We start from the raw sequence: 13,144 nt of genomic DNA, 5'->3' as shown, positions 1-13,144 counted from the left end.
ACCAGTAAAGAGAATGATGCTTTATACTGAAATTTTATTTCACGCATGCCAATTATTCATGATGGCTCTGGCTCGAACTGGCAAAGCATTCTCTAAACAAATCAGCAACCACCCGCATAGCGGGTGGTATGGTGAAAGCCCCCAGAGGGGGCTAGTTACAACCCCGCTAGTTGAATCTGCTCTTGCCGGCGTTCTTAGACCTCTTAATTCTTGATGTACTCTCGAATCATCTGCTCATCAAGCCCCACTGTACTCACGCAGTAACCCCGAGCCCAAAAGTGTCTTCCTGTGAAATTTCTCTGTACATGCTTGTACTTCCGAAATATCTGGATCGCAGATTTTCCTTTCAGAAACCCAACCGTATTGGAAACACTAAACTTCGGAGGAATCATTAACAGCATATGAATGTGATCCCTCATTGTGTACCCCTCGACTAACTCAATGCCCTTTTGACGACATAAGTCTCGGAATATTGCTCCAATCTCCCGCCTCAATGTCCCAAATAACGCTTTCTTTCGATACTTGGGCACAAATACCACGTGGTACCTGCAATAATGTTTCACGTGAGCTTGGCACTGCCAATCTCGTATATGGCCTCCTTCTAGAACTTGCCCGTTCATGGAGGCCATATTTTTACTCTGCACGCCGGAACGGCTGAGCCTTGTCAAGTCTCACCGCCAGAGGCGGTGGTTTACCTGTGTGTTAATTAGGGATCTTCTTGCCTGCACTGTTTGCAACATTACTGCATTAGGCGGCGGTGGCTTTTACCCACATCTCTTCAAACTCGGCTTTTGTTATTACCTCTGGAACGAATTGCGGATCTTCAGCGATTTCATCCTCTAATGGAATAGTTGTATCAGATAGCTGTGTCGTACCTTTAAATTTATCATCATAGGCATATCCGAAATCGCCGTTGGGAAAGACCTCCACCTTCCTTAACTCTGACCGGTCATCAGTCAACTCGCTATACAGAAGTACAGGCTCATCATCGAAATCATGCAGCCACTTAACCTTTAGATATTTCATTAGTTCTTCCCGCTACCTGTAATTCGATTTGTCAGATCCAATGGCTTGTCACCAGGTACCACGTAGACGCCATCTCTTCCTTTTTGCACATTCAATCCGCGAACATCTATCTCGATATAGTTTTCTACTTTCCTCCCTTGGAAGGGGTTGCCAAAAAAGCATCTTGATAGTTGAGCGCACGTTTTAGATCCAGGAGCAATATCAGACAAATACTGACCATCGCCGTAACGTGCATCATTTGGGTTATTAGCTTTTAAAGATGGGTTCAACTTGTTAGAACTTGTTATTCCGTCCAAACCCTTATTGTCTGTGTAGTGATATAGTTTCTCTGGTCCCTTTGTAACAGCCGCCCCATCAATCTGCTTACTAAAGTATTTATAGGCAACCTTACCTCCTTTAGTGCCGACCCTTCGAATACTTAAGAAATCTGTTGCACCATTCGTCGCTCGACTTAAACCCTCAGCAGCTAACTCCTTCCCAATAAATGCCAGAATGACTGGTATAGCCGGTAACACAGCATAAGATTCATTCTTAGAGTAATACGCTATTGTTGCGTCATCCTGGTAATTCCGAAACAGGTAGTCTTGATAGGCATCATACTCATCCTGAGTAATTTGCATATGCATGAAGCTAAGAGCACTTATTTGCCCCTCAAAGCCACCGCCATTCTGATAGTCACTTGCAGAGGAGTACTCATAATAACCCCCATTAGCATCAGCTTTACTTTCACCCGAGAAAGTGGCTGAAGACGCTCCCTCTGGCGCTTCGGCTCCACTAGCACCCTGCGGCGCCCAGAAGCCTTGATGGTCCGGGTTGGTTTGACCGGCATAAAAGCCAATATCGCCATTGGAGTTACCGCTAACCCCACAGCCATCGCCACAGGCATCGTACCAGAGTTCTTTGACATCCTTCTTAAAGTCCCCCCAGCTGTAATAGCCGGTAGGGTCAGTCAAGGTTAGGGGGTTGCCTTTTACATAGCTATAGCGGTTATAGCCCTGGGTATCCTTCACACCGTCGATCATTGGGTCTGCCTGTAGGAAGCGGCCCAGGTTCGGGTCATAGATACGGCCATTCATATGGATAATGCCTAAGGCATCCACCATCTCATGGCCGGTAAAGCCACGGGTAGTAACATCGTTCAAACTATCCAACAGTTGGTAATCACCACCGACCAGATCACTGATTTCCAGGGACTTCCAGTTTGTATCGCGGCGCTTACCCCAGGGGTCAAAAGCCATGCTCTGACTTTGCAGAATATTGCCGTTCGCATCCAGCACCACATCAGTTGAGCCGATATGGTCAGTAAGCAGATAGCGCTCCGTCAGGGACTCTTGCTTATAAGCGGCATCCGTCACATAAGTAAACACAGCACCACCGGGCAAATAGCGCTTCCAGCGGTACTTGCCATCGGATTTTTGATGGATACGCTCAACGCCGCCCAGGTACAGGGTGGTTAGCACTTCACCATCGGATCGATTATCCACACGCTTATAGCGTGCTCTCTCTGGACCATAAGTGAAGGCAGTGCTATCACCTGATTGCTTGTTACTGATCAGGGATGGTTTATCAAAAGTCGTGTAGTTAAATACCCGGCCGGTACCATCTGAAGTCAGGTTGCCATTGTTGTCGTTATAAGCGTAATCAACCGCACCAGCACTGGTTACCGCATGGGGCTTGGTACTCTTATACAGGTAGGCCACACCATCTTTACTGAGGATGTTACCGATGCTGTCGTACTGATATTGGGTACCAGTGGCATTGGGATTACAGCTTGCGGTACTGGTAGTTCCGGAGTTGACTCGCAACAGGCGGTTTAGGTGGTCGTAACAGAAAGACTCCTTCTTGCCGCTGCGCTGGTTATTGCGGCTAACCAGGTTGCCTACGGAATCCCAGGTATAAGCCATTTGCTGCACTGTGGAAGCTTGTGCAGAGTTATCCGCTTTCTGAGACAGCAGGCGTCCAGTGGCTGCATCGTAGCCGTTCTTTACACGCACCTTACCGCTATTGATATCGAAGTCCGTTACCTGGCTGCGGCTGTTGCTGCCGATCACTCGGTACACTTCGCGCCCGGTATTGAGGTCTGATACAAATTCCAGGGCACCGGTATTGGTGTAGTGTTCCCGGATTCCGCTGGTTATCTTATTTGAATCATTCAGTACTTCACCGTTTAAGGCATCGTATTGGTATTCGGGACGGCCGAATCGATCGTATCCGGTGGAACTGAAGAATGACTCTTCACTACCCACAGCACCTACGGCAACACCAACAGAGGTTTGCAAACCCGCAACATGCTTATACTCATAAACGGCACAGTAATGTGTTGAACCCGCGTAGCATTGCTCATCATTCGCGCTGGCTGACATAACAACCGCAGTCGCCTTACCCAAGGCATTAGCTACAGTTTGACCGGCGGAGTCCTTATCATCGTAATACCAGCGGGTGTGACCTTCCTCCTTGCCGGAAGAGAGGTAATCGGTGCGGCGTAAGGGGCGTGCATAGCGGTCATACTGCGTAACCACTCTTTGACCTTTGCCATCTTCCTGCACAAGCAGGTCACCAAAGGCGTTATAAGAATAAATCCAGTCGCCTTTGTCTGGGTCAGACATAAAAATCTTACGGCCACGCGCATCGTATTTGGCGGAGATAGTAATACCCAGGTTCTCCCCTGAGCGGCCATGGCTTACGACGTCCTTAACATTACCCACCGCATCGTAGCGATACTCCACCGTGCCTTGGTAGTGATCCTGCACATAGACAGTCTCCCCGAGCGCATTCGTTTTCTCTGTACGTTTCTGGCCGCCAGGATTGGTTCCGGTACTCACCACTAAATTGCTTGCCAGTACTGGCTCGCTGTGCACAACCTTTTTGTCATCAGGCAGCTTTACGGAAGTCACTCTGGAATTGATATCGTACTGATTTACCGTCCAGTATTGCGCTGTGGAGCCCTTAATATAGGGTTCACTCTGGCGCTCCACACGGCCCATATCATCGTACTCGGTATCAGTTACGATAATTTGGTTTTGGGTCAAACCTGTAGACTCTTGACGCAGTTGGCGGCCCTGCATATCGAAATACACAGTGCTGTGAGCGCCGGTTTCACTGGTAGTCACTACATAACTTTTAGCTGCACCAAGGCTGCAACTACTTGAAGTGCAGGTTTTATACTCAGTGCGCACCCAGGGGGCGCTATCTGAAACCCGGTAAATCTCGCGGCCAAGGGCATCGTACTCAATACGGGTGGTTACATAGCTTGCCCCGTAGGCATCCAAATAGGCGCGGGTTTCCGTCGGCAAGCCCATATTATTACGGCTGATCACCTCACTGAGCAGACGGTTATCCGCATCCCTTACCTTATTGATATAACGCTTTTGAGCGTCGTACTCAGAGCGCGTGATTCGCGTGGGCTCACCGGCAGCGGTCTTGGTAGTGGTCAAACGATTGGCATAATCGTCATAAGTATGAGCGGTAGTTAGCTTGATTGCATCGGCATCCGAGCCACTATATTTCGGCTCGATATGTTCCGCTTTCAATAGACCGTATTTACTGCCAGAGTCGTAGTACTCAAAAGAGACTTCCCGGGTTTCCACATCATTACCACGCGTTGTGGTAATTTTGGTATTGGTGACCCGGCCCTTCTCCCGATACCAACTCTGCCCATCAAAACCATTTTCCTGCTTGACCGTTTGCACCACCTGGCCCGATGCATTTTTAGTGGTGACCGTGGATTCCTCCAGGTTTCCAAAATCATCGTAATCGCTTTTGGTAACAACGGTTTTATAGTGCGCACCAGCGGAGGCGCCATTATTTTTCAACAGGTAAAAGTTTGCGGTGGAAGTTTCTACATAGGGCCAATAAGGGGCGCTGGTACCACCGCGTTTATTTAGCTTGTTATCCTGACTATAAAGAAGCTTACCCTGAGGGCTGTACTTCCTTACGTTTAGCGGCATGCCCGTATAAGGGAATTCCTGTGCAAATGTAGTAACGGAATAACCCGTTCGGCTATCGGTAGTGGTAATCTTCTCAAAACCCAGGTTACCACGGCCACCACCCTGGAAGCGCAAGCCTTTGTAGTTGTAAGTTACTTTCTCAGTATTGGATTTATTTGCTGCGGTGGGCATAGAAAACTCAATCTGAGAAACTACATAGCTACTACCAAATATATCAAATGCCGGCGAACCCCAATTTAGTTTACTTGCACCAACCCCTTTGGAATAAACACTACTATCTGTTAGAGGTTTGTAAGTAAAAGTCGACTTCTTACCATTCCCGTCACTAACATTTTTAATAACATTATTCGCTGTAAGTCCTGCATTGGGGGCATAGAAATCCACATAGTGGTTGGAGGTTCCGTCATATATTCGTACATACTCATGGAAGCCGTCTCCATTCATATCGGCAAACATTGGATGGATACTATGACCAGTACCAGCAGGAATATTGGTTTCGATCACCTTATCAAAACCGCTTCCATTCCATAACTTAACTCTCAGGTTGCTCCCAGGCCATACAATATCGACATACCCATCATGGTTATAATCAACAAAATAGATGCTCTTTACATCAATCTCAGGCAAAGCGATATAATCGCTTAATTCCCCATCGTTTGATAAGGCATATGACCAATTATCTTTTTCATCTTTAAACAACATATCGGTCAGACCATCTCTATTCAGATCTGACGGGCGCCAATAATAATTATGAGTATTTACTTCATTAAAGGCGTTTGGAGAAAGGCTTTTTGAGGCTAATGTAATAGTTTGCCAATCCCTGTAAGTTTTCTTCTTACTAGAACATCCTCTCTCTGCTGAGTAAGGCAGTAGAAATTCCGTTAGCCCATCCCCATTTTTATCGATAACTTCCATTGCATGTAAATTACCAACATCATAACCACAAATAGTTGAATCTAATGGCTGTGAAAAGCCTAGAGATTTACTAGGCTTATCCGGGTAGGTAATAATACCCTGATCATTTCGTTTGGCATAATAAAAGCTAATGCCATTGATATCGGTGTGGCGTAGAACAAGATCTCCCAGACCATCTCCAGTGATATCTGTTAGTACACTCTGATTACCAGCCTTAGCTGGGATAACTGTAATTGGTGTAGAAGAAAACTGGCTCCCATTGAAGGTCCTTACAGCCCAACTATTATCTTTCTGACGATGAATAATATCTAATTTTCCATCGCCATTATAATCAATAAGATTCCAGTCAACCCGCAAATAATAATACGCCCTAATAGAATGGTTAGTCTCTTGAACAACCCATTTTTCACCATCTGAAAGAGCAACTTGAAGATATCTTTCTTCATCACTATTTTTGTAAAACCAAATAAAGTCATCCTTTCCATCACCATTCACATCAGCTACGCGCCCAGGTTGAAAGCGATTTGCATTGGAATGGAACTTCATTGTTGTATATTTGGTTGAAGCAAAACCTGGGGCATCTACTACATTCCAACCAAATGTTGTGGCTGCTGTACAATCGCTCCCCACACACTCTTGCACACTATGGAGCCGACTTAAAAGTGGATTTTCACTTTCAACGGGTCGGAGCAAATAGTTGATATTGTATTCTCGGAAAGGACTCCCATTATTCGTAACTGCAATTTTACTCAGCCGAACTTTTAGGGAGTAATCGCCTACCATTAGATTTTCTGGGACAGGATCCGGGCGACCTTCATATTCAAACTTAACAAGCGCATTAGCTTTAGATCCTACTCCAAAAGCATATTCAATTTTATCTATTCTGAAGCCATTAGTGTCTTCAATATAGCTATACTTGATAAGATTATTACCAGAGCTATCGTAAAGCTCACTAAGCACATAGGAGTCTCGACCTTTATTAATACTATAGAGAGCCGTTTCCCCACCTTTAGTTGTCACCCTAAAGCCTGTAATATCATTGTGGCCATTTCCTATGGCAACAAATTTTCTGAAAGAATCTATTTCAGACGCATAGGTTGAATTTACGCCTCCGTAACTACCCCCTGTGAGAACTAATCTCTGACCATCGACACAAAAACGATCTTTCTCTCCCAGCAATACCTCTCCACCATCATGCACTAATGTGCGATGGCAATATCGGATCACAGACAATCCTGAGAAGCCCCAACCTAAACCCATTGCGCCATTTTGACCCTGGCTAGAATAATTCAATGTCAAATCAGGCGCATGTCCACTGGAGCCTGGCGGCAACGCAAGTGGCAAACTATAAGTAGCTGCTCCGGAAGGAGAAACCGCTGCAGCTCCAGAAAGTGTTCCTGCTAAATTAACTGACTTGGTATCAGGCTCAATTAAGTTCCTTTTCGTTTTCGGAATACCGGCAACTGACAAATAAGCTGTATCAGCAAGATATTTATTACCTGACTTAATCACCAGGTCATCTGAACCATTATTATCGATACGATCTATATAGATGGTATTACTTCGATCATTGATAAGTTTAGTAAGCTCTGCATCTACTGGAAAACTATCAACTTCGGCTGGATAACTAAATTGGTTAACTCCATAAACAATAAATGGTCTTTCGCCCGCCATTTGCCCCCGAAAAAGAAAGTCGACTTTTCCATCACCATCAAAATCACCAACGAAATAATCAACACCTTCTTTTAGTTGGGCAGCATCACTCAATGCTATATTAGAAACACTCTCATGGCGTAAAAGATGGAACGGAGAAAAAATTCCGTTATCCCAATGATATATGCTAAAGGCAGGATTCGGAGAAAGGGTGATTGGGGTAGCAATATCACCATGCAGAATTAACAATCTTTCCCGACTGTAAAAATGATAATCTTGCAAACCATCATTATTAAAATCGCCACTAAAAACAGCGTACCCATACCGATCTATAGGGAAATCTACGAAATGACTGCCACTGCCACTGCCCTCCGATACAACTACCTCATCCGTTACCTGTCCACCACTACATGCATATTTACCAGTGCCATATGGACTAAATCTACAAGCCTTAACCTGATATTCTACCCTACCTATATATTGCAACTCATCTTCAAGTTCATTCGGCTCACCAATATCAACTTCGGCCAAATCTTGCCAAGGACCAGCATTAACGCGAAACTCTACATCATAATAATCAGCATTTGATACACCAGCCCAAATCAACTTAATCTTGTTGCCCAAGTTACCACTTGTTTGACTGATGGTAACGCTAGTCGGAGAGGAGGGGGGCCGAAGTACCTCAACTACATCATGATCGGTAACAGGCCAACCTAAATCAGTTTCGTTACTAAGATATACTGATGTCTCATATGTATAAATACCGTCGCTATACCTTTTGGCCTCCACATGATTACCATGAGTTAACTCTAACTTCCTAAGCTGGCCAACACCTTTCTTATATTCCTTTATTTGAGCTTTATCAATATGGGTCCAATCTACTTTAAGAGTGTAGGTTCCACTTGCAGACTGATCTGGCCCATTCAGATAATCGATTGCATGAGCCACAACCACATTTAATAGGAAAAGTAATGCAATCAAATATTTTACAATTCCGTAAACCTTAAAATTACCCAAAAAAATAACTCCCAGATTAAAAGGATAGGTGAAAATCAAGCGCCCCAGCCTCTTCATATGCAGAAAAAACGAAATTCTAAGAAACCTGTTAGTTATTTTATCAGTTTTCAGAAAAATATTGAATTAGAATATTTAACCTATGGAGAAAAAAATCCAATCAAGAAAAGTCCACAGGCATCTTTGTCACCAAAAGGGAAATGCGAAAACGCTGACATCCAACTTAACCTTATGGCCATCCGCAACTTTAGAATTAACAATTGCAGGGTGCACGCATAATCCCACATTTTCTTTGAAAAAGCAGAATGCTTTATCTTTTCATGTCGGTAAAATGTTTACTGTCGCCGTACGGAGAACTCTATGAATGCAACTAAGTGAGGCTAAATTATGACATTCGAATTTAAGCTCCAACGGCGAATACATTATCAAGCAACCGTATCTAATCCTGCTTCAGCTAATGTCAAGCATTAACAATAAGAGGAAAAATTATTCTTAGGATTTCAACGGCAAGATAGTCAGAATTTCCTTATTCTTATCTATAGCCACTAGGAACTTTGCAATAGCTTAATAAGCTAAGAGCATCTCGAAAAGTTACGTTTTTTCCTCCCCCTATAGCACTTGTGAACCGGTGATTAAGGGCACAATGAATGTAATTTATAACGGTACTTATAAATCTCTTCAGCTGATATAAACCATAAATGGCAATATAGCTTATATACGTAATCTTCGAATAAAACCCTGGCTTCTCAGCGGGACCTAAAGAAACAGATATTAATTACAACCTTTCACCCGCTTATAATTAAATCTATTTTGCTTCAAAATGGGTTAACTGATCTCATCAGCAGCGGTAGTGCTTGCAAAACCCACAAAGTACCAGAAAACGCAGCGACTCTTAATCGCTCAGTTATCAGGTGTTAATGGCTGATAATATCGGTAGCGGGACAATTTAAAACACAATAGTATTTATTCCTATTGCTTCTCCATGCAACAGCTTGAAAATCTACCTTTACCAATCTTGCTCCACAATGAATCTTATTAGCCATAGTTTCGAGCCTTGCAACCGCATTACTCACCTCCAGATAACGCAACCCTTCAGGATAAAATTCCGGGTAGCACTGCTCATCCGGCACTAATGGCGTACAACCCGCTACGGCGGCCTCCATTACCGCTAACCCCTGAAATTCGTGGTATGCGGTAGATAGAAATACATGGCTGTTATGCAAGGTTTGTCGGTATAGAGATTCACTCTCCACGTACCCCACCACCAGCAGATTCTCACTAAACTCCCGCTGTATCTGCTCAAACTCTTTTGGGCTATTACGAAAAGATTGGCCCATCAGGTTGAGCAAGAATTTTACCTTTTTCTCTTTTAGGCCCCGAAGAATTTGCAGCAGGCGGTCTGCACCTTTGTCATATTCCCAGCGGGCGGCCCAACTGATGATTAGCTTATCCTCGCTTACTTCACCCTGATAACCCTGCCCCCACCGGTGATCCCAGCAAAAATCAGCTTGTGTGTAATCTTGAGTAAAGAGTGCATCCTCTAGTGGCACTGGCAGCACCTTTGACTTACTTGTAATTTCTTCACAAATTCCCACAGGCACACAGTCCGGGAAGCGCTTTAAAAGCTTGGCTGCGCCCTCAATCAGGGTGCGGCGGTTGTATTCCGAATTAAACAGCAACAGGTCACCGGCTAGAGCGGTATAGATATTGAGTAGCTGTGGCTCTATAGATTGGAACGCACCTGAACTGACTGGATAGGCAAACTGATTCTCGTGGAAGTAGACCACTGTGGGCACCCCCACTATCTCAGGCACTAAGCCGCGCAACGCACTGAGATCGGTCATAGACGTGGCGACAATTAGGTCCCACTGTTGCTTTAGTATTTGTGCCGTCTCCCCCCTGGCCCAAGAAAGGCTGTTGCCACGTATACGCCAGCTGAAATAGCGCGGGGGCAGTGTCAAGACTGTCCACTGCCACTCGGGAAAGGCAGCGACTAGGCCTTTACGCCAACGCTTGTGACTGTCGGCATCATAGGCCGAGAGCAATAAAACTTTCATGGGAACCTAAAACAACAAGGAACGGAAATACAGAGCTGGAAACAGAAGTATCCAGCTCCGTTATAGGCTTGAGAGGAGGTAAAGTCAGTCGAAAGAGCGCACATTCATCAGGCGAGCAAACAGACTAGAGGTATCCCAGCGAGAACCGCCGATCGCCTGCACCTCACTATAAAATTGATCCACCAGTGCCGTCACCGGTAACAGGGCGCCATTATGCTGGGCTTCCTGTAAAACGATGGCCAAATCCTTCCGCATCCAGTCCACGGCAAAGCCGTGATCATATTCACCGGCCAGCATTGTTTTTGAGCGGTTTTCCATCTGCCAGCTTTGTGCCGCGCCCTTGGAAATTACATCCACGACCTGTTCGCCATCCAGCCCTGCCGCTTTAGCAAAATGCAGCCCCTCTGCCAGCCCCTGCACCACACCGGCAATGCAGATTTGGTTGACCATTTTACAAAGCTGGCCACTGCCCACCGGGCCCAATAAGGTAACAGCACGGGCAAAAGTGTCTATCAACGGCTTTACACGTTCAAAATCTGTCTCTTCACCACCAACCATTACGGTGAGAACCCCATTTTCTGCACCGGCCTGGCCACCAGATACTGGGGCATCGAGAAAGCCGATACCTTTCTCTTTGCCAATTGCTGCCAGTTCACGCGCGACATCTGCCGAGGCAGTAGTATGATCGACGAACAGGGTGCCCTTTTCCATAGTGGCGAAGGCGCCCTGCTCTCCAGCAACCACCTGGCGCAAATCGTTATCATTACCCACACAGGCAAACACCACCTCTGCACCTTTTGCGGCCTCAGCGGGTGTTTCGAAGCTCTCCCCCTCATACTCGCCCAGCCATTTTTCTGCACGGCTGGCGGTGCGGTTATATACCCGCACTGAGTGACCCGCTTTTGCCAGGTAACCCGCCATTGGGTAACCCATTACTCCCAAGCCAATAAACGCTACCGTTGCCATATTGATTACCCCCATATCATCCAAATAAGAGCCGCCCCTAAAATCAGGCGGTAAATCGCAAATGGCGCCATGCCGATGCGACTAATAAATTGCAGGAAAAAATGAATACATAGATAGGCACTAATAAAAGAAAGCAAAGTACCCAATAAAATATCCCCCCAGGGTACCGACTCTAGGGCGAGTAAATCATAGGTCAGTAACATGGCCGGCAGGGCTATCGCCGGTATGGATAACAAGAAAGAGAAGCGCGCAGCAGCTTCGCGCTTCATGCCGAGCATCAGCCCTGCGGTCATGGTAATACCCGAGCGGGAAGTACCTGGAATAAGCGCCAATACTTGCGCACCACCAATAACTAGTGCTTTTTTCCAGTTAAGTTGCGTTAGGGTTTGCACCCTGGCTCCACGCACATCAGCCCACCAAAGCAACAGACCAAAACCGATGGTGGTGGCAGCTATAACTGCTGCTGAGCGTAAATGCGTTTCTATATAGCCTTTAAAAATTAATCCTACCAAACCGACAGGAATCGTAGCCAACACAATCAGCCAAGCCAAACGTCCTTCATCGCTAAATTGCCTCGATTTAAGCCCCCCTAAACCATCACGCAGGAGTAGCCAAATATCTTTTCGAAAATAGGTGACTACCGCGATCAGTGAGCCAAAATGTACAGCCACATCGAAAGCAAGCCCTTGATCCTGCCACCCTAAAACTTCTGCAGGCAAGATCAGGTGTGCCGAGCTTGAAATAGGGAGAAATTCAGTCAAGCCCTGGATCAGGGCCAGTACAACAATCTGAAATATTTCCATGAATTATCAGGATCGAATTTTTTGACGTTTTTGCCAGGTAACTTCATTGCGAAGATAAACGGGCTCCAAAGCTTCAGCAGATACCATTGCACCAGCTCGATAGAGAGGAACCGCTAGCTCAGCAATATCCCGTGCATGGATTAAGGCATTCAGATCCAGCTCTGCCGCTCGAGCCTTGCCTAATGCCTCATAGTGCCAACCGGGACCGGCACCGTAATATGTGTTTGTCAGCTTGGCCTCACTCAATGACAGTAGAACCTGCTCTGGATTCTGTACTGCCTCAGGTATCAAGCTGTCATTAGGCATCTCGGTGCCGTAAATACCCCAGTACACCTGCTGCATACGAGCGTCGAGCATAGCGATAATAGGATCTCCTCCCCACTGCGGGTGCGCCCTTCTGGCCCCCAAGGCCAAAGCGGCAAGGCTGGAAACCGGCACTACTGGCTTATCGGCGGAAAAGGCCAGCCCCTGTACACAACTGATAGCGATACGCAGACCCGTAAATGAGCCGGGCCCCCTGCTTACAGCAAGGGCATCCAGGTCGGGAAGGCTCAACTGGGCCTCAGCCAATACCTCATCCACCATTGGTAGCAGGCGCCGTGTATGGTCTCGCTCTGCTTGCACAAAGCGTTCGGTAATCTGGCCATTACTATAAAGTGCCACTGAGCAGGCACCAGACGTGGTATCCAGGGCAAGAATCTTCACAACTATTTCAAACCGGGTTATCGAAGGGAGTGAATTGTGGCACGGTCACAAGGTCTAG

7 protein-coding genes are annotated in these 13,144 nt (G+C 46.1%); all 7 read right to left on the bottom strand.

Going from position 1 to position 13,144, the window contains the following annotated elements; all coding sequences use genetic code 11:
* Positions 1-203: 203 nt before the first annotated feature.
* The gene (gene tnpA / locus ACJJIV_RS17670; protein ID WP_444891724.1) at positions 204-590 is read right to left on the bottom strand and encodes an IS200/IS605 family transposase; all 387 of its coding nucleotides are present in this window, start codon (positions 588-590) and stop codon (positions 204-206) included.
* Between the two features lie 157 nt (positions 591-747).
* Positions 748-1,026 (bottom strand): DUF6881 domain-containing protein, encoded by a 279-nt coding sequence (locus ACJJIV_RS17665; RefSeq protein WP_444889779.1) that lies wholly within the window; start codon positions 1,024-1,026, stop codon positions 748-750.
* Entirely contained in the window at positions 1,026-8,558 is a 7,533-nt protein-coding gene (locus ACJJIV_RS17660) for an HYD1 signature containing ADP-ribosyltransferase family protein (protein WP_444889778.1), read from the bottom strand. The genes ACJJIV_RS17665 and ACJJIV_RS17660 overlap by 1 nt, the downstream gene beginning before the upstream one ends.
* Before the next feature lie 911 nt (positions 8,559-9,469).
* Entirely contained in the window at positions 9,470-10,612 is a 1,143-nt protein-coding gene (locus tag ACJJIV_RS17655; protein ID WP_444889777.1) for a tRNA-queuosine alpha-mannosyltransferase domain-containing protein, read from the bottom strand.
* An 84-nt stretch (positions 10,613-10,696) separates the two neighbouring features.
* Positions 10,697-11,578: an NAD(P)-dependent oxidoreductase gene (locus tag ACJJIV_RS17650; protein WP_444889776.1), complete on the bottom strand. Its 882-nt coding sequence runs from the start codon at positions 11,576-11,578 to the stop codon at positions 10,697-10,699.
* A gap of 5 nt (positions 11,579-11,583) precedes the next feature.
* Complete coding sequence (locus ACJJIV_RS17645) at positions 11,584-12,381, bottom strand: undecaprenyl-diphosphate phosphatase (protein ID WP_252082522.1); 798 nt, start codon at positions 12,379-12,381, stop codon at positions 11,584-11,586.
* Between the two features lie 6 nt (positions 12,382-12,387).
* Complete coding sequence (tsaB, locus tag ACJJIV_RS17640) at positions 12,388-13,086, bottom strand: tRNA (adenosine(37)-N6)-threonylcarbamoyltransferase complex dimerization subunit type 1 TsaB (protein ID WP_444889775.1); 699 nt, start codon at positions 13,084-13,086, stop codon at positions 12,388-12,390.
* Between the last annotated feature and the right edge of the window lie 58 nt (positions 13,087-13,144).

The sequence above is a fragment of the Microbulbifer mixtoriginis (SeqCode) genome (assembly GCF_052466765.1).
This window is presented reverse-complemented; position numbering and strand designations above follow the sequence as displayed.

Coding starts and splice junctions, on each gene's coding strand:
- ACJJIV_RS17665 (WP_444889779.1), bottom strand. CDS start 1,026: ATGAAATATCTAAAGGTTAAGTGGCTGCATGATTTCGATGATGAGCCT.
- ACJJIV_RS17655 (WP_444889777.1), bottom strand. CDS start 10,612: ATGAAAGTTTTATTGCTCTCGGCCTATGATGCCGACAGTCACAAGCGT.
- ACJJIV_RS17650 (WP_444889776.1), bottom strand. CDS start 11,578: ATGGCAACGGTAGCGTTTATTGGCTTGGGAGTAATGGGTTACCCAATG.
- ACJJIV_RS17645 (WP_252082522.1), bottom strand. CDS start 12,381: ATGGAAATATTTCAGATTGTTGTACTGGCCCTGATCCAGGGCTTGACT.